Here is a 21,450-nt window from a genome sequence, read left to right on the forward strand (position 1 = left end):
TTCGGAATGGCCCTTGTCCCGCTCAACGGCATCGAGCTGAACGTCCAGACCGAGGGTTCCGGCGATCTCGTCGTGCTCGTGATGGGCACCGGCAGTCCCGGCAGGGTCTGGCGCACGTACCAGGTGCCCGCGCTGGTCAAAGCCGGTTACCGGGTCGCGTACTTCGACAACCGCGGCATCAGGCCGTCGTCCGAGTGCGCGGAGGGCTTCACGCTCGACGACATGGTCGCCGACACCGCCGCCGTGATCGAGCACCTGGGCGGGCCGGCGCACGTGATCGGCACGTCGCTGGGCGGGCGCATCACCCAGGAACTGGCGCTGACGCGTCCGTCACTGGTGCGGTCGGCGGTGATGATGGCGACCTCCGGCCGGCCCGAACCGGTGTCGCAGGCGTGGTCGCAGGCGTTGTGCGACCTGCACGACAAGGGAGTCGAGATCCCGCTGCAGTTCTACGCGGTGGCGTCGGTGGTCAGGAACCTGTCGCAGACGACGCTGGCCGACCCGGTGGTCGCCCGCGACTGGCTGCAGATGTACGAGTTCGCCGGCTCGTCGCTCGGTGCGGGCGAACGGATCCAGCTCGGCCTCGGCGAGTACGACACGCGCCTGCGGGCCTACCGCGACATCGCCGTGCGGTCGCTGGTGATCGGGTTCGCCGACGACATCGTCCTGCCGCCGCGGTTGTCGCGCGAGGTGGCGGACGCGATCCCCGGCGCGCGGTACGCCGAGGTGTCGGGTGCCGGGCACGTCGGGTACCTGGAGCGACCGGACGAGGTGAACCGGCTGCTGGTCGAGTTCCTGGGCGGCGCTTGAACCCGCGCGACCACGCGGAACTCTGGACGACGGCCCCGCACACCCGTCGTTGCCCGGAGTCGGCTTCGTGACGGTCAGTGGGCCCGCACGCCCGGCTGTCGCTGAAAGCGCTGCAGCCGGACCCCTTCCAGACGCTTGCCCGCACCATCGCCGGGAGCGGCGCCGGGTGGTCCTGGCTAGCGGTCGAGGCTGAACTCGTCCGTCGTCTCCCCCTTCACCAGCAGGTCGACGCGGCCGCTGAGCACGTAGGTGCCGTGCGGTGTGCGGGCGGCCGTGGTCGGGGCGGTCTTCCAGTCCCGCTGGGACTTCACCTGCCACGTGCGGGTGTCCAGGAGCGTCACGGCGTTCTTGCCGGGGGCGGCCAGGCCGTTCGTCACGACGACCAGGCCCTGCGGGGTGAGGGTGAGGCCGTCCGCGCCCGGCAGCTTCGGTGCGGGCAGTTGCTCCACGTGGTTCTGCGTGACCTTGAACAGGGTGCCGTCGGTGTAGTGGCCGGTGACGAGGAATCCCCTGGGGTCCCAGACGATGCCGTTGTTGCCGAACGACGTCCCGCCCAGCCGGGGGTCCCGGGCGAACGGGGTCACGGTGCCGTCGCGGCCTACCTTCCAGATCGTGTCGCCCAGCGTGCCGGTGACGTAGGCGTTGCCGCGCGGGTCGACGGCGACGTCGTTGGCTCCGTTGGGGATGTCGGCGTACTTCAGTGCACGGCCGGTGCGCAGGTCGAAGATGCCGAGGCCGGACTGGCCGGGTACCGATCGTTCGCCGAAACCGATGTCGCCGTAGGTGACCAGCAGCCGGCCGCCGTCCACCTTGAGGCCGAACGTGGACACCATGGGGGTTCCGGTGACGAGCGGGCGGACCCGGCCGTTCGTGCCGACCAGCGACACCGTGCCGTGGCGCAGCGAGCTGACGAGGAACTGGCCTCGGCTCGGGTCCCAGGCCACGCCCTCGGGGTGCAGCGACGGTGAGCGTGCCTCGATGTGCCTCGGCGTGGCCTGGGCCGTGCCCGTGAGCAGTACGAACACCGCCATGACGGCGAGCAGGACGCGCATTGCTTCCCTCCAGTACGAGCACTGATGAGTATCAGAGTTCTGATATTCATCCATACTCTTACCACACTCCTATGCTGGAGGGATGCGCAGCGGCGATCGGATCGGCGGAGACATCAAGCGCGCCGAGCAGGACCTGGTGGCCGCGAAGTCGGCGGCCGTGAAGCCCGCGGGGCTGACCGTGCCGCAGTACGCGGCGTTGCTGGCCCTGAGCGAGCATCCCGGCGCGCCCGCGGCGACGCTCGCGCGGTTGTGCCTGACCACGCCTCAGACGATGACGACGATCCTGCAGAACCTGGTCGCGCTCGGTTTCGTGGAGCGCACGTCGAACCAGTGGCAGCGCAACGTCCTGGAGAACCGGCTGACCGAGGCGGGGCAGGCGAGGTTCCGCGAGGCGGACAAGGCCGCGGTGGCGGTGGAGCAGAAGCTGGCGGACGCGTTCACCGACGAGGAGCGCGCGCAGTTGCGCGCACTCCTGCAGCGGTGTTCGGACGTGCTCAGCGAGAAGTGACGAACTCGTAGGTCTCGTCGACCATCCGCGCCAGGAAACCGTCGCGGTCGAACTCCGGGTCGTCCTCCACGCCCGGTGGCGGCACGTGGACGAAGCCGAAGTGGCCCGCCTTCGGCACGACCCGCAGGTCCACTTCGGCCGGTGCGGTCCTCAGCACCTCGACCTCCGAGGCCGGCACGAAGGTGTCCAGTTCGCCGACGTAGGCGAGCACCGGCGTCTTCACGGCGTCGAGCGCGCCGGGAGCCGCGAACCAGCTCGCGGGCGGGGTGTAGAGCACCAGGCGGCGGACGCGGGAATCCCTTGGCACCTCAAGGGGCTCGCCCTCCTTGCTCCACGGCGTCGCGCCCGCCAGGCACAGCGCCGCCCAGGCGCCGATCGAATGGCCGATCACAGCCACCTCTGCGTCCGGGGCGACGTCGCACAGGGCCTCCACCAGGCCGAGCGGGCGGGCGAGGTAGTCGTCCCAGGTGGCCTGCTGCGGGTGCAGGCGCGGGAACGACGGCGCGATCACCCGGTGGCCGCGGGTGGTGAAGTGGTCCAGCAGCGGGCGGTGCCGCTCCGGGTCGCCGCCGCCACCTACGGCGAAGAGCACTACTTGTTCCACAGTTCCCCCTCAGCGATGCGCGGCCTGTCCGGTGGGCCGCAGCAGGATCTCGTTCACGTCCACAGTGGATGGCTGGGACACGGCGTAGAGCACCGCCCTGCCAACGTCTTCCGGTTCCAGCTTCGGGTCATCCACACGCGACGGCGGGATGGCGTCGGTGTCGACCAGTCCCGGCTGCACCACCGTCACCCTGACCCCGGTGCCCACCGCCTCGGCGCGGATCGCCTGCGCCAGACCGGTGATCGCCCACTTCGTCGCCGAGTACAGGTTGCCGGGACGGACACCGCGGCCGGCCGCGGACCCGGTCATCACCAGGTGGCCGCCGGAGCGGATGAGCGCGGGCATCGCGGCACGGGCCGTGAAGGCCGGTCCGCAGACGTTCGTGACCACCATGTCCGTCCATTCGGAAGGCTCGGCACCCGCCGAAGAGACGAACGACGTGTCCACCGAAACGCCCGCGTTGGCGAAGACGACGTCGATCCGGCCCCACCGGGACTCCACGCGGGACATGAGATCCTGCACGGAATTCCAGGAAGAAACGTCGCATCGAGCGTCCCAGCCGCGATCACCGACAGATTCTTCGGCCGAACGCGAGGCCCTGACCACGCGATAGCCCGCCTGGGCGGCCAGGGAGGCGGTCGCCGCCCCGATTCCGCGGGAAGCACCGGTCACCACGAAGACGTTTTCCATGATCCGGAACCCTAGTCAGGGAAACGTCAGTGCCGCCTGTTTTGATGTCGCTCATGACTTTGAACCGCAGGTCCGTGTTCGGGCTGGGAACCGTCGCGGCCGCGACGGCCGTGCTCGGCTCCAACGGTGCAGCGCAAGCACAGGAAGACGCGGAGGTAGAGATCGAACGCTCCCCGGCGACGGCCGACCGGTCGCGCAGGCGCGTGGCCCAGATCTACAGGCGGCAGACCCGCAAGGCGCGGGGCACCTGGTCGTCGCTGATCACCGTCGCCGACCTCGACGGCACGACGAAGCCCGCGGTCGACGAGAACGCGGACGTGGTCGTCGAGGCCTACAGCGTCAACAAGATCGCCGTCGCCGTCGCCGTGCTGGACAAGGTGGACCGCGGGCTGATCAAGCTCGAGCAGACGGTCACGGTGTCGTCCGCGATCGTCATCCAGGACACCGACGGGATCTTCGCGCTCGACGGCGCGTACCCGAGCGAGGTCACGGTCGGCCACGCGCTCGCGAACCTGCTGACCGTCTCGGACAACACCGCGGTCCGCCTGTGCGGCCTGGTCGTGCCGGCGCTGGAGCTCAACGAGATCCTGCGGTCCAAGGGCTTCGTGCACACCCAGGTCGTCCCGGTCGCGAACCCGAACCGGTTCTTCCTCGGCACCACGACGGCGCGCGAGACGCACACGTTGCTGCAGAAGCTGGTCGACGGGCAGCTGCTCTCGGCCGCGTCCACCGCCTACCTGCTGAACATCCTGCGCGCCACGGCCAGCTTCACCGATGGCGTGCGGCTCAACCTCACGACGAACGAGCGCCTGCGCGTCGCCACGAAGGCAGGCTGGTTCTCCGACGGCCGCAACGAGGCCGGCATCATGTTCAGCGCGGACGACCGGGCGATCCTGATCTACTCGATGTTCGCGTCCGGCGAGTTCTCTGGCGACAAGGCCGTGAACGACGAGGACTTCAGCACCACGCACCCGGCCGTCGCGGCCCGCGCGGAGCTCGGCCGGTCCATGTTCGACGCCGTCATCAAGATCACGACCACGCGCCCGAAGCACCGCGCAAAGGTTTACCGGTTCTTCAACGGCGGCTGATTTTCCTGAGATTTATCTGAAACCTCGACCAAAGAGCACTGCTTTTCGGATATACAGACAGCTTCGCCGGGGTCGGTCGTCGCCGCCGTCGACGACCGGCTTCCCCGCGCGGGTCAGAGCGCCGGTTCCACAACGTCGTGGTACCTGCGCGTCACCTCCTCGATCACCTCGTCGAAGTCCGCCGCCCAGATGGCCGCGTTGAAGATCTCCACCTCGACGTCACCCGAGTACCCGGTCGCCGCGACCTGCCGGGTCAGCCGGCCCAGGTCGATGTCACCGTCACCGGGATAACCGCGCCCGAGCAGGACGTCCGCGGGCACGGGCGTGAGCCAGTCGCAGACCTGGTACGACGCGATGAGTCGTCCCGCGCGGGCGATCTGCTCGTCCACGGCCGGGTCCCACCAGACGTGCAGCGCGTCCACGACGACGCCGACCGACTCGTGCCGTTCGGCGATGTCCAGCGCCTGCGACAACGTCGACAGCACGCCGCGATCCGCGCAGAACACCGGGTGCATCGGTTCCAGCGCCAGCACCACACCCGCCTGCGCCGCGTGCACCGACAGCTCCGCGATGGCGTCGGCAACGCGCTGACGTGCGCCGGCGAGGTCCTTGTCGCCCGCCACTCCCCCGACGACCATGACCAGCGTGTCCGTCCGCAACGCCGCCGCCTCGTCGATGGCGCGGCGGTTGTCGTCGAGTGCGCTCCGGTTGTCGACGGCCGTGAGGAACCCGCCGCGGCACAACGACGACACGCGGAGCCCGGCGTCCCGGACGATCTTGGCGGTGCGTTCCAGGCCGTGGTCGGCGACCGGTTCGCGCCACAGGCCGATCGACTCGACGCCGTGCCGCGCACAGCCGTCGACGGCTTCGGCGACCGTGGCGCGTTTGATCGTGGCCTGGTTCAGCGAGAGGCGAGCCATTGGCGCCACCGCCGTTCCGCGAACTCCGGTTCGATCACGCCGGCGATCTCCGCGAGCCGTTTCGCCTCGGCCAGGTGTTCCACGCTGCGCGCGGTCTCGAGGCCACCGAGGAGCTGGAACCGTTCCTGGTGCCCGGCGAGCCACGCCAGGAACACGACGCCCGTTTTGTAGTAGTAGGTCGGTGCGCTGAACAGGTGGCGGGACAACGGAACCGTCGGCGCCATGATCCGGTGGAACTCGTCGGTGTCCCCTTCCGCCAGCTTCGCGAGCGCCTTCGCCGCCACCGGCGCGATCGGGTCGAAGATGCCGAGCAACGCGTGGCTGTGACCCTGCTCGTCGCCCGCGATCAGCTCCGGGTAGTTGAAGTCGTCGCCGGTGTAGCAGCGGACGTTCTCCGGCAGCGCGCGCCGCAGCCCGATCTCATGGCCGGCGTCGAGCAGCGAGACCTTCACCCCGTCGACCTTGTCCGGCCGCGCGTGGATGATCTCCAGGAAGTTCCGGGTGGCCTGCGGGACGTCGGCCGAGCCCCAGTAGCCCTCCAGTTCCGGGTCGAACGCGGTGCCGAGCCAGTGCAGGATCACCGGTTCGCTGACGCGGTCGAGCAACGTGCCGTAGACCTTCTCGTAGTCCTCCGGGCCCCGTGCCGCAGCCGCGAGCCGGCGTGAGCACATCAGGACGGGCTGGGCGCCGGCCTCCTGGACGACGTCGAGCTGTTCCAGGTAGGCGTTCAGCACGTCGTCGAGGCTCGCGTCCCCGGTCAGCTGGTCGGTCGCGACGCCCGCGCAGATCCGGCCCGTCTTCTCGGCGGCGCTGCGGCGGATGAGCTCGGCGGCCGTCGGCCAGTCCAGGCCCATGCCGCGTTGCGCGGTGTCCATGGCCTCCGCGACGCCCAGGCCGTGCGACCAGAGGTGGTGCCGGAACGCGAGGGTCGCGTCCCAGTCGACCGTGTGTTCGTCCGCGGCCACGACGTGGGCCGCGGCGAACACGATCCGGCTAGACATCGGCGATCTCCACCCGGCGACCCTCCGAAGAGGACTGGAGACCGGCGGCGGCCAGGGCGACGCCCCGTGCCCCTGCGCGGAAGTCGTGCGGGAACGGCGCGCCCTCGTAGACGTGGCGCAGGAACTCCGCCCACTGCACCTTGAAGCCGTTGTCGAACTCCTCGTTGTCCGGCACCTGCTGCCACTGGTCGCGGAACGGGTGCGCGACCGGCAGATCCGGGTTCCACACGGGTTTCGGCGTGGCGGCGCGGGGCTGCGCGAAGCACTCGCGCAGCCCCGCGACCGCACTCCCCTCGGTGCCGTCCACTTGGAACTCGACGAGCTCGTCGCGGCGCACCCGCACGCACCAGGACGAGTTGATCTGGGCGATGACGCCGTTCGCGATCTCGAAGATCCCGTACGCGGCGTCGTCCGCGGTCGCCTCGTAGGCGTTGTCCTGCTCGTCCCACCGGGTTGGAATGTGCGTCACGGCCTTCGCGGTGACGGCCTCGACCCGGCCGAACAGGTTGTGCAGCAGGTAGCTCCAGTGGCAGAACATGTCCGCGACGATGCCGCCGCCGTCCTCGGCCCGGTAGTTCCAGCTCGGGCGTTGCGCGGACTGCCAGTCGCCCTCGAAGACCCAGTAGCCGAACTCGCCGCGCACGCTGAGGATGCGGCCGAAGAAGCCGCCGTCGATCAGCCGCTTGAGCTTGCGGATGCCCGGCAGGTACAGCTTGTCGGCCACCACGCCGTGCCGCACGCCCCTGGCGTCGGCCAGCCGCCCGAGCGCGAGCGCCTCCTCGACGGTCTCGCTGACCGGCTTCTCGGTGTAGACGTGCTTGCCGGCCTCGATCGCCTTGGTGATCGACTCGACGTGCCTCGACGTGACCTGCGAGTCGAAGTAGATCTCGACCGACGGGTCGGCGAGCGCACCGTCGAGGTCCGTCGTCCAGTGCGCGAGGTCGTGGCGCTCGGCGATCTCCTTGAGCTTGTCGGCGTTGCGGCCCACGAGGACCGGTTCCACCTTCAGCACCGTCCCGTCGCGCAACCGCACGCCCTCGTCGCGCAACGGCAGCAGCGAGCGGACCAGGTGCTGGCGGTACCCCATCCGCCCGGTGACGCCGTTGACCGCCACGCCAATGGTCCGAACCGCCATCGCACCTCCCTGGAAAGAGCGCTGGAAAGCGCTTTCCCGCCACGCTAATCGTGGCGCTTGACGGACGTCAACCTCCTCGCGAGTTAGTCTCAGCGCTCACATGCAGGTTTGACGGAGGTGGTCGTGTCCGCCCGACAGGTGACGCTCGCCGAGGTGGCGAAGCAGGCGGGTGTGTCGTTGGCGACCGCTTCTCGCGTGCTCAACGGCAGCACGCGGCAGGTGAGCGAGGACCTGAGCGACCGCGTCCTGCGCACCGCGGAGGAGCTCGGCTACGTGCCGAACGCGTCCGCGCAGGCGCTGGCCCGCAACTCCAGCTCGCTGGTCGGGCTGGTGGTCCACGACATCACCGACCCGTACTTCTCGTGCATCGCGGCGGGGGTGACGCGGGTGGCCGAGGAGGCAGGGCTCGTCGTCGTCCTCGGCACGACCGGGCGCCGTCCCGAGCGTGAGGCGGAGCTGCTGTCCACGTTGCGCGCGCATCGGGCCCGTGCGGTGGTGCTGGCCGGTTCCCGCACCACGGACCGTGCCGCGCAGTCGCGGCTGGCGGCCGAGATCGACGCGTTCACCGAGCAGGGCGGGCGTGTCGCGTGCGTGTCGCAGGCGAAGCTCGGCACCGACACGGTCGTCCCCGGAAACCGTGCGGGTGGTCGCGCCCTGGCCCGTGCGCTGACCGAGTTCGGGCACAAGAAGTTCGCCGTTCTGGGTGGTCCTTCCGACCTCGTGGTGGCCCGCGACCGGCTCGCCGGGTTCAAAGCGGGGCTCGCCGACGCCGGGATCGCGCCGCCCGTGGTGATCAACGGCGCCTTCACCCGTGACGGCGGGTACGCCGCCGCGATGGAGCTGCTGGCGTCGAAGTCGCGCGTCACCTGCGTGTTCGCCGTGACGGACGTCATGGCGATGGGCGCGATGGCCGCGCTGCGCGAGCGCGGCGTGCGCATTCCGGAGGACATCTCGATCGCCGGGTTCGACGACATCCCGACGCTGCGCGACACGGTTCCGGCTTTGTCCACCGTGCGGCTGCCGCTGGAGCAGATGGGCGAGATCGCCGCAGGTCTCGTGCTGGACGCCGGGGGTGACGAGGCCCGCACCGTCCGCGTGGCGGGTGAGGTGGTGCTCAGGGCGTCGACTGCTCACAATTAGACTCGTCTGGCTGTTCACGTACTTAGTCATGAGGAGTTGAGCCGTCCCCATGGGGTCTGGCCCCGGCTGGCATACCAACCCGGTCCCTTGTTCCCGCTGTCGGGGAGCGCGCAGGTGACCGGAATCCTTCTGAGCGTGCTCGGTCTGGTCGCCGTCGTGGCACTGACCGCGGGCACCTTCATCGCGGTCGCGGCGGAGTTCTCGCTGACCGCGCTGGAACGAAGCACCGTCGAACGTCACGTGGCCGAGGTGGGCGACGCCAAGGCGCACACCATCGACCGTGCGCATCGCACTCTCTCGTTCCAGCTCTCCGGCGCCCAGCTCGCCATCACGCTGACGACGCTGATCACCGGTTACATCGCGGAGCCCGCGATCGCGAACCTGATCGAGCCCGGACTCACGGCGCTCGGCGCGTCCGGGCCGCTGGCGGACGGTCTGTCGCTGGCCCTGGCGCTGGCGATCGCCACGTCATTGTCGATGGTGTTCGGCGAGCTCGTGCCCAAGAACCTGGCGATCGCGAAGCCGCTCGAGACCGCGCGCGGCGTGGTCAGCATCCAGGCGGGGTTCTCCACGGTCTTCCGCTGGTTGATCCACTGGATGAACAACTCGGCGAACTGGCTGGTGCGGCGCCTGGGCGTCGAGCCGGTCGAGGAGCTGGCGTCCGCGCGGTCGCCCGAGGAACTGGGCGCGCTGGTGCGCTCGTCCGCCGAGCACGGCACGCTGGACCAGGGCACCGCGGTGCTGCTGGACCGGTCGCTGCGCTTCGGCGACCGGACGGCCGGCGAGCTGATGACGCCGCGCGTGCAGGTCGAGGCGCTGCGGGCCGACGCGACGGTCGCGGACCTCGTGCTGAAGGCGCGGGAGACCGGTTTCTCGCGGTTCCCCGTGCACAACGGCTCGCTGGACGAGGTGAGCGGGATCGTGCACGTGAAGCAGGCCTTCGCGGTGCCCGCCGCCCTGCGCGCGTCCACGCCGCTGTCCGCGGTGACCCGGCCCGTGTACTCGGTGCCGGAGACGCTGGAGGGCGACGCCCTGCTGGACCGGCTGCGGGCGTCCGGGCTGCAGACCGCGCTGGTCGTCGACGAGTACGGCGGCACGGCCGGGATGGTGACGCTGGAGGACGTGGTCGAGGAGATCGTCGGCGACGTGCGCGACGAGCACGACCGCCGCGAGGCGGCGCCGGTGCGGTCGCTCGGTTCGAACAGCTGGATCGTGTCCGGGCTGCTGCGCGACGACGAGGTGGCCGACGCGACCGGGTTCCAGATGCCCGAGGGCGACTACGAGACGCTGGCCGGCCTGGTGCTCGCGCGACTCGGCCGGATCCCGGACGTCGGCGACGAGATCCGCGTCGGCGGCTGGAGGGTGACGGTCATGAGGATGGACAAGCACCGCGTGGCCGAGCTCCGGGTGGTGTCGTCCTCGTGAACTTCCTCATCATCGCCTTCCTGCTGGCGGGCAACGCGTTCTTCGTCGGCGCCGAGTTCGCGGTGATCACCGCGCGCCGGGACCGGCTGGAGGCGTTGGCGGACAAGGGGTCCTCCCGCGCCCGTACCGCGATCAAGGCGTCGCAGCAGCTGCCGTTGCTGATCGCGGGCGCGCAGCTGGGCATCACGCTGTGCTCTCTCGGGCTCGGCGCGATCGCCGAGCCCGCGCTGGCTTCCGTTCTGGAGGGGCCCCTCAAGGCCGTTGGACTGCCGTTGGCCGTGGTGCACGGGGTGGCGTTCGCGGTGGCGTTGGTCATCGTCGTCGCGCTGCACACGATCCTCGGCGAGATGGTGCCGAAGAACCTGGCGATCGCCGGTCCCGAGCGGGCCGCGGTGTGGCTGGTCCCGGTGCACTACGGGTTCTCGCGGATGATCGCGCCGGCGTTGGCCCTGTTCACGGCCGTGGGCCGGTGGGTGCTGCGCCGGTTCGGCGTGGAGCCGGTCGACGAGCTGGAGTCGGCCTACACGCCGGACGAACTGGCGTTGCTGATCGGCCAGTCCCGCTCCGAGGGCCTGCTGGAGGACTCGGAGCACCGGCGGCTCGCGCAGACGTTGTCGTCCGCCGCCCGCACGGTGGCCGACGTGCTGGTCCCGCTGGACCGGCTGACGACGGTGTCCGCGTCGCCGACCGTGGGCGAGATCGAGGCCGCCGTCGCGGAGACTGGGTTCTCGCGGTTCCCCGTGCTCGCCGAGGCCGGGCTGGTCGGGTACCTGCACGTCAAGGACGTTCTGGACCTGGAGGGTGCGGAGACGTCGGTGCCGCGGGACCGGGTGCGCGGGTTGCCCGAGGTGCCTGCCGAGGCCCGGCTGGACGAGGCGCTGGCCGCGTTGCGCCGGGCCCAGTCGCACCTCGCGCGCGCGGTGAGCGCGGACGGCGCCGTGCTCGGTGTCGTGGCGATGGAGGACCTGTTGGAGGAGTACGTGGGCACGGTGCGCGACGGCACGCACGTGCGCTGGGTCTAAAGGCTGTTCGCGAGGGCGTCGAGCAGGGCGTTGGTGCCCTGCTCGCGCCATTCGGGCCTGTCGAGGCCGTCGAAGAAGGCGCCGTGCTCGGTGACCGTCAGCGTGGTCTTGCCGTCGTTCTCCTCGAACTCCATGGTCGCGAGGCTGACGCTGGTGCGCTTGTCGTTCTGGTGCATCGTGTACGTGGACACGATGCGTTCGTGGGGCTGGATGTCCCAGGTAGCGCGCGTTGTAGTGCCGACGCCGTCCGTGACGCCGAGCCTCTACCCCGTCTCGCCGCACCTCGCGCAGCAGACCTCGACCGCTCCCGCGCAGCACGGCAGGACGTCCGGCGAGGCCGAGGGACGCTCGTCGTGACCTCGGACGACGTCCTGCTGTCCGAGGCCACGGACCGGGTCGACTCGATCGAGCTGACCGCGTGGGCCCATCGGTTGAGCCCCGGTATGTGCCCCCCGGACCCGTGTCGATCGGGGACGGCCGCGTTCGACGTCCCTGCGAAGGACCACAACAGGGAGGCACAGAAGATGAGCAAGGTCTACACGGGCGCCAGCACCTCGATCGACGGCTACGTCTCGGGCCCGGACTTCTCCGGCTTCGACAAGCTGTTCGCCTGGTACGAGGCGGGCGACGTGGCGTTCACGGTCCCGACGGGCGCGATGACCGTCCACCTCACGCCCGCCAGCGCCGCCTACTTCGGCGGGCTGATCCAGGCGACCGGCGCGTTGGTGGTGGGGCGCAAGCTCTACGACTTCACCAACGGCTGGGGCGGCCAGCACCCGATGGGCGTGCACACCGTCGTGCTCACCCATCGGCCGCTGGAGGACAACGAGCACTTCACGTTCGTCAGCGGTGGCATCGAGGAAGCCGTTGCGGTGGCCCAGAAGCACGCCGGCGACAAGGGCGTGGGCCTGAACTCGGGCGAGATCGCGCGGCAGGCCATCGACGCGGGCCTGGTGGACGAGATCTTCCTCGACCTGGTGCCGGTGATCCTCGGCGGAGGCACGCCGTTCTTCGCACCCGGCAAGGGATACGAGCTGGAGGGGCCGATCTCGGTCGTCGAGAGCAGTTCGGTCACCCACCTGCGCTACAAGGTGAGGTATGGGGTGGATGCGCAGGACGGCACTGCTGCCGCTGGTCTTCGTGGCGGCGTGCACGAGTCATGACCCGCGCGCGGAGGCGGAACGGCTCGTGAAGCCGCCGGAGCTGGGGGCGGAGCGGGCCGCGCTGCCCGGCTCCGCCGCGCCGACACTCGCCGCGACCGACGCCCTGACGTGGCTCGAACGCGGACCCGACGCGACCGAGGACGCCTGCGGCATGCAGGCGGAGGAGTGGAAGGGCTTCTTCCCCACCCAGGTGTGGAGGGTCAGCTGCACCTGGCGGACGACGCGGTACTACGGCTTCGACGGCGATTTCCCCGAGCGCGCGCAAGCGGTCGACGACGCGCTCGTCGCCGCCGGCTGGCCGAAGCCGGACGAAGCCCTGTCCTCGGCGATCCGCTATTTCCGGCAGACGCACAAACCTGGCTACGACGTGTCGCACGTGCCGCCCGTCGCGTACCACAGGTACATCGGCGACCAGCCGTGGACGGTGCAGCTGAGCTGGGCCGAGGCGGGCCGGGTCCCAGCGGGGTTCCGCACCACGCGCACGCCCGTGGAGCCCCTGCACCGCGAGGCCGCGGAGGTGGACCCCGAGCAGGTCCACCGCGACCTCACGAGCAGGCACCAGTTCGTGCTCGTCTTCTCACTCAGTGCCCGCTACTTCGAGCGCACGATCGCCGACTAGCGGGCGGTCTCCAGCTGCGAGCCGCTTCACGCCCGCCGCGGTTCCGCCCGTCTCAAGAAGCGAGTGAGGCTTTCACCGCGCGAGTGCGATCGTCCGCGAGCACTTCCTCGTCACCGTTCTCGATCGCCTGCAGCACCTGGGAGACGACGTCCTGCGGCGCGATCTTGGGCGCGTCGATGCCGTCCGTCATGTCGGTGTCGATGAAGCCCACGTGCACTCCGATGACGTTGGTCCCCTGCTCCCGCAGGTCCTCCCGCGTCGACTTCGTGAGCGACCAGCCCGCCGCCTTCGACGCCGCGTAGCCGCGCCAGGCCGGTCGGCCCACCCACGAGAGGATGCTCAGGACGTTGACGAGGGTGCCGCCGCCGTTCGCCTTCAGGACGGGCGCGAACGCGTCCGTCGTGCGGACGAGGCCGTAGAAGTTGACCTCGAACTCCGCCTTGATGCTGTCCACGTCCTCACCCGCGACGAGCACACCGGCGTTGTTGATGACGATCGAGACGTCGCCGAGCTGCTTCGCCGCGGCGGCGACGGACGCGTCGTCGGTCACGTCGAGCTGGACCGGGACGACGTTCTCGTCCACGACGGACGCCGGATTGCGCGCACCGGCGTAGACCTTCGCCCCGCGCTTGGCGAACTCCTGCGCGAACGCCCGGCCGAGCCCGCGGTTGGCTCCGGTCACCAGTACTGCCACACCGTTGAAGTCCATGACCCCTACCTCCTAAGTTGGCTTTCCCAACTCACGCTAGCGAGGTAAGTTGGATTTTCCAACCTACTGATAGGATGGTCACATGGCACCTCGAAGCTGCTCCATCGCGAACGCACTGGAGGTCGTGGGCGAACGCTGGTCGCTGCTGGCGTTGCGCGAGGTCTTCCTCGGCGTCACGCGCTTCGACCAGATCGCCGCGAACACCGGCGCCTCGCGCGACGTGCTGACCGTGCGGCTGAAGAAACTGGTGGCCGCGGGCGTGCTGGAGAAGCACCAGTACTCCGAACACCCGCCACGGTTCGAATACGTGCTCACGGACTCGGGCCGTGCGCTGCACAACGTGATGCTCATGCTCAAGGAGTGGGGCGACACGTACGCGACGGAGGGCCCCCTCCCCCTCGTGTGGGAGCACTCGTGCGGCGCCGTGCTGGAGTCACGAGTGGTGTGCGCCGCGTGCGGCGAGGAAGCCACATCCGAGTCACTCACTCGCGCGGCGGAGCTGACCCACTAAGTTGGGCGGTATGAGCGAGGACGACGAGGACGAGTTCGCCGAGGACGACGACTTCGAGGACGAGGAAGACCCGGACGACCTCTTCGCCGTCACGCCCGAACCGCGCACGGTCTGCCACCTGTGCGGGGGCGCCAGCTACATCGCCGCGCCGACGCTGGCGATCATCGGCGGTGCGCCGCGGACCGTCGACAACGGCCGGGAGTGCCCGCACTGCAACGGCGCGCGGACGTTCACCGGGCTCGTGCCGCCGCTTTAGCCCTGTTCTCGGCGTGCCGGTCGACGAACTCGGTCACCGGCAGGCGCGCCACCTCGGCGCCGACGACGTCCAGGGCCAGATCTGAGGCCCGCTTGAAGCGCACGCAGGCCTTGCCCATGTCGAGCTTCTTGCCAGAAGCCGCCCACCGGGCGCGGAACGACTCCTCGAACTCCCTCCATCACCGTGGTCAGGTAGACGGAGCAGTAGCGCTTCTGGGCACCGAGGGCGACGTGGAGAAGCGGCTTCTTGTTGTAGGTCGGGCCGCTCACCTCCAGCGGCACCCCGTACGTGATCAGGCCCCAGTCCATGGCCTCGACGTAGCCGCCGGGGAGGTTGGCGAGGATGACGTCGCGCACAGCCTCGACCTCGGCACGCTGCTCATCAGGCAGTTCGGCGAGGTACTGGGCGACCGTGGAGGCCTGGCTCTGCACCATGCGCGTACGGTAATCGCCCGTGGAGGTCCTGTCCCGAGCCGAATGGCACGAACTGCGCGACTCGCACGTCGCGCGCATGCGCCGGTTCACCGGGCCGCATCAGGAGCGGAAGCTTCGCAAAGAGAAGCACCCGGTCATGGACTTCCTCTTCACCTACTACAGCCATCGGCCCGTGCGGCTCGAACGCTGGCATCCGGGTCCGGGCGTCGTTCTCGAGGACGCGGCGGAGTACCTGGAGTTTCCGCACTACAAAGCCACGCCCGAGGGCGTCACGCTCGACGTCGAGAGTTTCGTGGAGCAGCGGGCGAAGACGCTGGAGTTCGTCCAAGGGCTGCTCACGGCGACGCTGAGCAGGCCTGCCCGGCTGGGCTGTTTCGGGCTGCACGAGTGGGCGATGGTCTACCGGCAGCAGCCCGAGGAGGTCCGGCACAACGCGTGGCCGCTCAGGCTGGGCAGCGGCGGCACCGACCAGGTGGTCGAAGCCAGCCGGATCCAGTGCGGGCACTTCGACGCGTTCCGGTTCTTCACCCGACCCGCCCGGCCGCGCAACGCTCTGCAGCCCACTCGTGACGACCAGTTGCTGAACGAACAGCCCGGCTGCCTGCACGCGAACATGGATTTGTTCAAGTGGGCCTATAAACTGGAGCCGGCGACGCCGTCCGATCTCGTCGCCGACTGCTTCGAACTGGCCGCTGACGTGCGCGAACTCGACATGCAGGCCTCCCCGTACGACCTGGCCGGGCTCGGGTACTCCCCGGTGCGGATCGAGACGCCGGAAGGCCGTGCGGAGTACGTGCGACGGCAGGCCGAGTTCGCTGAGCAGGCACGACCGTTGCGAGAACGGCTCATCTTCGTTTGCCAGTCGATACGTGCAGTGACTTCACTTCGCTGACGAAGTTCACCTGTTAGCGTGATTGGCGGTCGTCGGGGGCCGCTGAGTAGTTGTGAGGGATCGATGTCTCGACACCGCGCTCTGCGGGCGAAGGTGAAGCGCGGAATCGCCAAGTGGCCCGTGCTCATCGTGGTGCTCGTGGTGCTGCTCGGCCTCAGCTGGCTCGCCCTGTCGTGGGCAGGTGGCGTGCTCGACAAGCGCTCACAGGCCCTGGCCGAGAACTGCAGCGAGGGTGACTCCGTGCTGCGCATCTCCGTGACGCCCAGCGTCGCGGAGGCCGTGAGGGACGTCGCACACGCGTACAGCGCGACACGGCCCGTTGTGTACGACCACTGCATCGCGATCGAAGTGACTTCCGCGGACTCCTCCGCGGTGCTGGAAGGCCTGACGACGACCTGGGACGAGCAGAAGCTCGGCAAGCGCCCGCACGCGTGGCTGCCCGACTCGACGCTCTGGGCGAACCGGCTGTCCGCGCTGAACGCGAAGCTCGTCGGCTCGGCGCCGAAGTCCGTCGGCACGTCGCCGGTGCTGCTCGCGGCTCCCGAGGCCGCCGCGCCGGTGCTGAAGGACTTCCGCTGGTCGGACCTGCCCGAGGTGACGGACTGGGACGAGTTCGGCCAGCCCTGGGGCCGGTTCAGCGTCGCGATGCCCGACCCGTCCGCGAACACCTCCTCCGCGCTCGCGATCCAGGCGGCGCTGGCCGGCGGCAAGGGCCCGGTCACCGCCGAGTCGCTCGGATCGGACGCTGCGAAGGGCGCGCTGTCCAGGCTCGCCGCCACGGTGCCGCCGGAGGTTCCGCCGACGACGCGGGACGCGTTGCGGCGCCTGGGTGACAGCGCGACGGTCAACGCGGCGGGCTTCTCGGCCACACCGGTGTCCGAAGTGGACCTGTTCAAGCACAACACGGGCAAGGAGGCCCCGTCGAAGCCACTGGTGGGCGTGCTGCCCGCCGGACCGGCTCCGGTGGCGGACTTCCCGTACGTCGCGCTGGGCGGCAGCGAGGTCGGCGAGGCGGAGGTGCGTGCGGCGCAGGCGTTCCGCGACTTCATGACCGAAGCCCCGCAGCAGGCGATCCTGGCGCGCGGCGGGCTGCGGGTGGAGTCCACTCAGGACCGTCCGTCGCCTTCGCCGGGCGTGTCCTGGTCTCCCGTCACGGAGAACCTGGTCGCCGCCGACGCGACGACCACGCAGCAGATCTCCTCGGCCTGGGCGTCGGCGGACCGGGGCGGGCAGGTCGTCACCGTGCTGGCGGACGTCTCGACGTCGATGAAACCCAGGCTGGACAAGGTGAAGGCGGCCCTGCGCGGTCAGGTCGACAGGTCGGTGTCGGGATCGTTCGGGCTGTGGGAGTTCGCTCGCGACCTCGACGGGTCGAAGCCGCACAAGCAACTCGTCGCGACCGGTCCCGTCAGCGAGAAGCGCGACGCGTTGCGCAGGTCGATCGACGCGCTCAAGACGGCGGACGGCTCGCAGCTCTACACCGCGCTGGCGGCCTGCTACGAGACGGCGCACGACGGCTTCGTGGCCGGGCGGGTCAACCGGGTCGTGGTGATCACCGACGGCACCTCGGACGGCGGGATCGACCTGGCGGCGCTCAAGGCGCAGCTGCACGGGACGGACCTGCCGGTCAGCTTCATCGCCATCGGCGGCGAGGTGGACAAGGCGGCGCTGACCGACATCGCGCAGACGACCGGCGGGTCGGTGTCGGTGGTGGAGAGCGTGGACGGCGTGGAGGCGGCGCTCGGTCAGGTGCTGTCGACGAAGGCCTGACCGAGCGCGACCGGTCGCTCAGGCGGCGTTGAAGCGGTCGGGGTCCGGACCGGTGCGGGTCCCGTTGTCGAGCTCGGTGATCACGAGCATGTCGTCGGGGGCCAGCTCGAAGTCGAAGATGTCGATGTTCTCCTTGATCCGGTAGGGCGTGACGGACTTCGGGATCACGACGTTGCCGATCTGGACGTGCCAGCGCAGCACGATCTGGGCCGGGGTCTTGCCGTACTTCTCGGCGAGACCCGCGATGTCGGGCTCTCGCAGCAACGCGCCGCCCTGCGCCAGCGGTGACCACGCCTCGGTGACGATGCGGTGCGTCACGTGCACCTTGCGCATCTCTTCCTGCTGCAGGAACGGATGCAGCTCGATCTGGTTCACCGCCGGGGTGGTCGGGAACTCGTCGAACAGGCGCTGCAGGTGTGGCGTGTGGAAGTTCGAGACGCCGATCGCGCGCACGCGGCCGTCGGCGTAGAGCTTCTCCATGGCGCGCCACGTCTCGGCGTAGAGGTCGCGCCGGGGTGTCGGCCAGTGGATGAGGTAGAGGTCGAGCACGTCGAGGCGCAGGCGGCGCATGCTCTCGTCGAACGCGCGCAGCGTGGCGTCGTGGCCTTGGTCGGCGTTCCACAGCTTGGTCGTGATGAACAAGCCGGGCACGCCGGCGATCGCGTCGCCGACGCCGGACTCGTTGCCGTAGGCCGCGGCGGTGTCGATGCTGCGGTAGCCGGCCTCGATCGCCGTCGTGACGGCACCGGCCACCTGGTCCTCCGGCACCTGGTAGACGCCGAAGCCGAGTTGAGGGATCCGTACTCCGTTGTTCAACGCAATCAGCGGAACCATGCGCGTAGCTTCGCATCGTTGTAGACGTCCTGCATCGCCTCGATCGTCCTGACGAGTTCGTGTCTCAGCTCGTCCGGTGCCAGGACTTCCACGTCCGCACCGAATTTGAGCAGGTCAGCGACAGCGTGCCGGTGCGACTCGGTGGGAAAGCCGAACTGCTGCCCCGGTTCGGGTGCGGCGTCCCGGATGACGCGGGCCTGATAGCCGCTGAGCAGGTACTGGGTCTTGTCCAGGCCGGAGCGCGTCATGCGGACCGTGACGCGCTCGCCGTACATGCGGGCCTCGAACTGCTCCGACCACTCGGCCCAGAACCGGGCGAGGTCGAAGTCGCCCGGCCGTTCGAACGACTCCGCCGTCACCTGGAGCGCGAGCACGCGCGAGACGCGGTAGGTGCGGCCGCTGCCGACGAAGTACCAGGTGCCGGCCTTCAGCACGAGCCCGTACGGGTCGACCTCGCGCTCGACGGTCTGGTTGCCCCAGCGCAGGTAGGTCATGCGGACCCTGCGCTGCTCCCAGACGGCGTCGGCGATCGTGGCGAGGTGCTCGGTGGGTTCGTCGCCGCGGAACCACGTCGGGGTGTCGAGGTGGAAGCGCTGGCGGATCTGCTCGGCACGGGACCGCAGCTCCGTCGGCAGGGCGGCGAGGAGCTTGAGCTGGGCCGCGGCTGCGAACTCCCCCAGCCCCAGCGCCTCGGCGGGTCCGGGAAGGCCCGCGAGGAACAACGACTGCGCCTCGTCGGTCGTCAGGCCGGTCAGCCGGGTGCGGTAGCCGTCGACCAGCTGGTAGCCGCCCGCCGGGCCGCGGTCGGCGTAGATGGGGATGCCGGAGGCGGAGAGGGCCTCGACGTCGCGGTAGATCGTGCGTGGCGAGACCTCCAGTTCGGACGCCAGTTCGTCGGCCGTCATCCGGCCCCTGGACTGCAGGAGCAGGAGGACCTGGAGGAGCCTGCCGGATTTCACAAGATGAACCTGACACGATCTGTCAGGAATTGCCAGCAGAGTGATCCGCATGAAGGCAACCGGAACCATCGAAGTGAAGAGCTGGGACGAGAAGACCTGGGACGGCCGGTCCTACCAGGAGGTCCAGGGACGCAAGCTCACCGAGGCGCACGTCCAGTTCACCTACGCGGGCGACGTCAGCGGCGTCGGGAGCTGCCGGTACCTCATGTACTACGGCGACGAGGTGGCGTGGACGACCGCGATCGAGGAGATCACCGCGGACGGGGGCACGCTGGTGCTGCGCCACGTCGGCGCGTACCGGTCCTCTGTGGAGGCCGCGATCGAGGTCGTCGACGGCACCGGGAAGTACCTGAACGCGCGAGGTGCGGTGACGGTGGACTGGGCGGAGGATGGCAGCGGCACCTACACCCTGGAGTACGAGGTCTGACGATGACCAACGCCCCTCTCTACGACGCGGCCAAGGCACGGATCACCGCGCTGGTGTCCGGCGCCGATCCCCAGACGCCCGTGGCGGCGACGCCCGGCTGGTCGGTCAAGGACGTGGTGGCGCACCTCGCCGGCGGTCTGCGCGACTTCGCGGACCGCCGGTTCGACGGTGTCGAGTCGGGCGAGTGGGGCGAACGGCAGGTGCGCGACCGCCGCGGCAACTCGCTGGCCGACGCCTTCGCCGAGTGGGACGCGAACCTGGAGCTGGCCCAGCCGTTGTTCGACACGCCGATGGGGCCGGTCCTCGTGTCGGAGGTGATCGCGCACGAGCACGACCTCCGCTCCGCGCTGGGGGTGCCGGGCGGGCGGGACGGCGTCGAGGTGCGGGCGGCGCTGGTGCGGCCGTTGCAGCAGCTCGACCAGCGGATGCGGGAGAACGACGTGCCGGCGTTGCGGATCACGCTGGAGCACGGCGACCGCGTGCTCGGGCACGGCGAGCCCGCCGGGACGTTGCGGACCACGTCGTTCGAGCTGATGCGGGCCATCGGCGGGCGGCGGTCGGCCGACCAGATCAAGGCACTGGACTGGGACGGCGATCCGGACACGTGGATCGCCGCGCTGGCGTTGTCCGGACGGCACCGGCCGGAGCCGTTCGAGGAGTAGGTTCCCCGGTGTGAGCGACTGGCTGGCGGACACGCGTGACTCCTACGACACGGTCGCGGTCAGCTACGCCGACCAGACGCGCGACCTCCTGGACGGCCTCCCGCACCTGCGGGCGGCGCTGCGGTTGTTCGCCGAGGAGGTGCGCGGTCCCGTCGCGGACGTCGGCTGCGGGCCGGGCACCATCACCGCGCTCCTGCACGGACTGGGCGTGGACGCGTTCGGCATCGACCTCTCCCCCGCGATGATCGCGCTGGCCCGGCGGAACCACCCCGGGCTGCGGTTCGAGGTCGGGTCGATGACCGAACCGCTCCCCGAGGCGGTCGGCGGGATCATCGCCTGGTGGTCGCTGATCCACGTACCCGATGACGAAGTGCCCTCGGTGTTCGGGCACTTCCGGGAAGCGCTGAGGCCTGACGGGTTGCTGCAGCTGGGTTTCCACGTCGGTGACGAGACACGGCTCAAGACCCAGGGCTACGGCGGGCATCCGATGCGCGTGCACGTCCACCTGCGACGGCCCGAGCGGGTCGCGGAGTGGCTGCGGGCGGCCGGGTTCACCGTCGAGGCGCAGTGGCTGCTCGGCGAGGACGGGGCGATCCTGTTCGCGCGGCGCGGGTGAGACGATCTGACCGTGTCAGATGAACAGACGTGTCAGCGGTGCGGCGAGACGGTGGAGCTGGAGAAGGAAGACTTCGAGCTGTTCGAGCGGATGCACCCCGACTGCTTCCACTTCGCGTTCGAGCACGACCTGAACCAGCCGGGCATCGGCGCCGACGAGAACTGCGGCGACGACGCCTGCCCCGTCGGAGCATGAAACTGGGG

Annotated in this window: 28 protein-coding genes; 17 read left to right on the top strand and 11 right to left on the bottom strand. The window is 69.9% G+C overall.

Going from position 1 to position 21,450, the window contains the following annotated elements; all coding sequences use genetic code 11:
* Positions 1–6: 6 nt before the first annotated feature.
* On the top strand, positions 7–810 hold the full coding sequence (locus AB0M48_RS06795) for an alpha/beta hydrolase (protein ID WP_363836451.1): 804 nt from the start codon (positions 7–9) through the stop codon (positions 808–810).
* A 176-nt stretch (positions 811–986) separates the two neighbouring features.
* On the opposite strand, the gene AB0M48_RS06800 is transcribed toward AB0M48_RS06795, so the two are convergent.
* Complete coding sequence (locus AB0M48_RS06800) at positions 987–1,862, bottom strand: hypothetical protein (RefSeq protein WP_363836453.1); 876 nt, start codon at positions 1,860–1,862, stop codon at positions 987–989.
* An 82-nt stretch (positions 1,863–1,944) separates the two neighbouring features.
* On the opposite strand from AB0M48_RS06800, the gene AB0M48_RS06805 reads away from it, so the two are divergent.
* On the top strand, positions 1,945–2,370 hold the full coding sequence (locus AB0M48_RS06805) for a MarR family transcriptional regulator (RefSeq protein WP_363836455.1): 426 nt from the start codon (positions 1,945–1,947) through the stop codon (positions 2,368–2,370).
* On the opposite strand, the gene AB0M48_RS06810 is transcribed toward AB0M48_RS06805, so the two are convergent.
* Together AB0M48_RS06810 and AB0M48_RS06815 are read right to left on the bottom strand one after the other, a co-directional pair.
* On the bottom strand, positions 2,357–2,974 hold the full coding sequence (locus tag AB0M48_RS06810; RefSeq protein WP_363836457.1) for an alpha/beta fold hydrolase: 618 nt from the start codon (positions 2,972–2,974) through the stop codon (positions 2,357–2,359). The two genes, AB0M48_RS06805 and AB0M48_RS06810, sit on opposite strands and share 14 nt — an antisense overlap.
* Positions 2,975–2,983: 9 nt before the next feature.
* Complete coding sequence (locus AB0M48_RS06815) at positions 2,984–3,667, bottom strand: SDR family NAD(P)-dependent oxidoreductase (protein WP_363836632.1); 684 nt, start codon at positions 3,665–3,667, stop codon at positions 2,984–2,986.
* Positions 3,668–3,717: 50 nt separating this feature from the next.
* Between AB0M48_RS06815 and AB0M48_RS06820 the strand changes: the two genes are divergently transcribed.
* Entirely contained in the window at positions 3,718–4,752 is a 1,035-nt protein-coding gene (locus tag AB0M48_RS06820) for a serine hydrolase (RefSeq protein WP_363836459.1), read from the top strand.
* A gap of 113 nt (positions 4,753–4,865) precedes the next feature.
* Here the strand turns inward: AB0M48_RS06820 and AB0M48_RS06825 are convergent, their stop codons facing one another.
* Genes AB0M48_RS06825 through AB0M48_RS06835 form a run of 3 tightly spaced genes read right to left on the bottom strand, consistent with a single transcriptional unit; the run spans position 4,866 to position 7,808 of the window.
* Positions 4,866–5,672 (bottom strand): sugar phosphate isomerase/epimerase family protein, encoded by an 807-nt coding sequence (locus tag AB0M48_RS06825; protein ID WP_363836461.1) that lies wholly within the window; start codon positions 5,670–5,672, stop codon positions 4,866–4,868.
* Entirely contained in the window at positions 5,654–6,673 is a 1,020-nt protein-coding gene (locus AB0M48_RS06830) for a dihydrodipicolinate synthase family protein (protein ID WP_363836463.1), read from the bottom strand. The genes AB0M48_RS06825 and AB0M48_RS06830 overlap by 19 nt, the downstream gene beginning before the upstream one ends.
* Complete coding sequence (locus AB0M48_RS06835) at positions 6,666–7,808, bottom strand: Gfo/Idh/MocA family oxidoreductase (protein ID WP_363836466.1); 1,143 nt, start codon at positions 7,806–7,808, stop codon at positions 6,666–6,668. The genes AB0M48_RS06830 and AB0M48_RS06835 overlap by 8 nt, the downstream gene beginning before the upstream one ends.
* Before the next feature lie 123 nt (positions 7,809–7,931).
* Here AB0M48_RS06835 and AB0M48_RS06840 point away from each other — a divergent pair, with 123 nt between their 5' ends.
* From AB0M48_RS06840 to AB0M48_RS06850, 3 genes are all read left to right on the top strand, one after another.
* On the top strand, positions 7,932–8,948 hold the full coding sequence (locus AB0M48_RS06840; RefSeq protein WP_363836468.1) for a LacI family DNA-binding transcriptional regulator: 1,017 nt from the start codon (positions 7,932–7,934) through the stop codon (positions 8,946–8,948).
* Between the two features lie 114 nt (positions 8,949–9,062).
* Entirely contained in the window at positions 9,063–10,373 is a 1,311-nt protein-coding gene (locus AB0M48_RS06845) for a hemolysin family protein (RefSeq protein ID WP_363836470.1), read from the top strand.
* Positions 10,370–11,395, top strand: coding sequence for a hemolysin family protein (locus AB0M48_RS06850; protein ID WP_363836472.1), 1,026 nt, complete (start codon positions 10,370–10,372; stop codon positions 11,393–11,395). The genes AB0M48_RS06845 and AB0M48_RS06850 overlap by 4 nt, the downstream gene beginning before the upstream one ends.
* Here the strand turns inward: AB0M48_RS06850 and AB0M48_RS06855 are convergent.
* Complete coding sequence (locus AB0M48_RS06855; RefSeq protein WP_363836474.1) at positions 11,392–11,586, bottom strand: SRPBCC domain-containing protein; 195 nt, start codon at positions 11,584–11,586, stop codon at positions 11,392–11,394. The two genes, AB0M48_RS06850 and AB0M48_RS06855, sit on opposite strands and share 4 nt — an antisense overlap.
* A 1-nt stretch (position 11,587) precedes the next feature.
* Between AB0M48_RS06855 and AB0M48_RS06860 the strand changes: the two genes are divergently transcribed.
* Genes AB0M48_RS06860 through AB0M48_RS06870 form a run of 3 tightly spaced genes read left to right on the top strand, consistent with a single transcriptional unit; the run spans position 11,588 to position 13,177 of the window.
* Positions 11,588–11,752 carry a DUF2848 family protein gene (locus AB0M48_RS06860; RefSeq protein WP_363836634.1) on the top strand — a complete coding sequence of 55 codons (165 nt, stop codon included), beginning with the start codon at positions 11,588–11,590 and terminating at the stop codon, positions 11,750–11,752.
* A complete protein-coding gene (locus AB0M48_RS06865; protein ID WP_363836476.1) occupies positions 11,749–12,558 on the top strand; it encodes a hypothetical protein in 810 nt (269 codons plus the stop codon). Before AB0M48_RS06860 ends, AB0M48_RS06865 begins: the two co-directional genes overlap by 4 nt.
* Positions 12,503–13,177, top strand: coding sequence for a hypothetical protein (locus tag AB0M48_RS06870; protein ID WP_363836478.1), 675 nt, complete (start codon positions 12,503–12,505; stop codon positions 13,175–13,177). Before AB0M48_RS06865 ends, AB0M48_RS06870 begins: the two co-directional genes overlap by 56 nt.
* A 52-nt stretch (positions 13,178–13,229) precedes the next feature.
* Here AB0M48_RS06870 and AB0M48_RS06875 read toward each other — a convergent pair whose 3' ends face one another.
* Entirely contained in the window at positions 13,230–13,886 is a 657-nt protein-coding gene (locus AB0M48_RS06875; RefSeq protein ID WP_363836480.1) for an SDR family oxidoreductase, read from the bottom strand.
* A gap of 82 nt (positions 13,887–13,968) precedes the next feature.
* Between AB0M48_RS06875 and AB0M48_RS06880 the strand changes: the two genes are divergently transcribed.
* Positions 13,969–14,397 carry a helix-turn-helix domain-containing protein gene (locus tag AB0M48_RS06880; protein ID WP_363836482.1) on the top strand — a complete coding sequence of 143 codons (429 nt, stop codon included), beginning with the start codon at positions 13,969–13,971 and terminating at the stop codon, positions 14,395–14,397.
* A 10-nt stretch (positions 14,398–14,407) separates the two neighbouring features.
* Complete coding sequence (locus tag AB0M48_RS06885; protein WP_084401880.1) at positions 14,408–14,653, top strand: hypothetical protein; 246 nt, start codon at positions 14,408–14,410, stop codon at positions 14,651–14,653.
* Here AB0M48_RS06885 and AB0M48_RS06890 read toward each other — a convergent pair.
* Complete coding sequence (locus AB0M48_RS06890) at positions 14,650–15,087, bottom strand: DUF1801 domain-containing protein (RefSeq protein ID WP_363836485.1); 438 nt, start codon at positions 15,085–15,087, stop codon at positions 14,650–14,652. The genes AB0M48_RS06885 and AB0M48_RS06890 overlap by 4 nt on opposite strands.
* 19 nt (positions 15,088–15,106) lie before the next feature.
* Here AB0M48_RS06890 and AB0M48_RS06895 point away from each other — a divergent pair, with 19 nt between their 5' ends.
* Together AB0M48_RS06895 and AB0M48_RS06900 are read left to right on the top strand one after the other, a co-directional pair.
* Complete coding sequence (locus AB0M48_RS06895) at positions 15,107–15,979, top strand: 3-methyladenine DNA glycosylase (RefSeq protein WP_363836488.1); 873 nt, start codon at positions 15,107–15,109, stop codon at positions 15,977–15,979.
* Positions 15,980–16,042: 63 nt separating this feature from the next.
* Positions 16,043–17,749, top strand: coding sequence for a substrate-binding domain-containing protein (locus AB0M48_RS06900; protein ID WP_363836492.1), 1,707 nt, complete (start codon positions 16,043–16,045; stop codon positions 17,747–17,749).
* 18 nt (positions 17,750–17,767) lie between these two features.
* Here the strand turns inward: AB0M48_RS06900 and AB0M48_RS06905 are convergent, their stop codons facing one another.
* The gene (locus AB0M48_RS06905; protein WP_363836494.1) at positions 17,768–18,583 is read right to left on the bottom strand and encodes an aldo/keto reductase; all 816 of its coding nucleotides are present in this window, start codon (positions 18,581–18,583) and stop codon (positions 17,768–17,770) included.
* A complete protein-coding gene (locus tag AB0M48_RS06910) occupies positions 18,571–19,542 on the bottom strand; it encodes a YafY family protein (protein WP_363836498.1) in 972 nt (323 codons plus the stop codon). Before AB0M48_RS06910 ends, AB0M48_RS06905 begins: the two co-directional genes overlap by 13 nt.
* A gap of 49 nt (positions 19,543–19,591) precedes the next feature.
* Between AB0M48_RS06910 and AB0M48_RS06915 the strand changes: the two genes are divergently transcribed.
* Genes AB0M48_RS06915 through AB0M48_RS06930 form a run of 4 tightly spaced genes read left to right on the top strand, consistent with a single transcriptional unit; the run spans position 19,592 to position 21,442 of the window.
* Entirely contained in the window at positions 19,592–19,969 is a 378-nt protein-coding gene (locus AB0M48_RS06915) for a DUF3224 domain-containing protein (RefSeq protein ID WP_363836501.1), read from the top strand.
* 2 nt (positions 19,970–19,971) lie between these two features.
* Complete coding sequence (locus tag AB0M48_RS06920) at positions 19,972–20,631, top strand: maleylpyruvate isomerase family mycothiol-dependent enzyme (protein ID WP_363836504.1); 660 nt, start codon at positions 19,972–19,974, stop codon at positions 20,629–20,631.
* A 10-nt stretch (positions 20,632–20,641) separates the two neighbouring features.
* Positions 20,642–21,247 (top strand): class I SAM-dependent methyltransferase, encoded by a 606-nt coding sequence (locus tag AB0M48_RS06925; protein ID WP_363836506.1) that lies wholly within the window; start codon positions 20,642–20,644, stop codon positions 21,245–21,247.
* A 12-nt stretch (positions 21,248–21,259) separates the two neighbouring features.
* A complete protein-coding gene (locus AB0M48_RS06930) occupies positions 21,260–21,442 on the top strand; it encodes a hypothetical protein (RefSeq protein WP_319987067.1) in 183 nt (60 codons plus the stop codon).
* Positions 21,443–21,450 lie beyond the last annotated feature (8 nt).

The organism is Lentzea sp. NPDC051208 (genome assembly GCF_040682435.1).
GTDB lineage: Bacteria > Actinomycetota > Actinomycetes > Mycobacteriales > Pseudonocardiaceae > Lentzea > Lentzea kristufekii.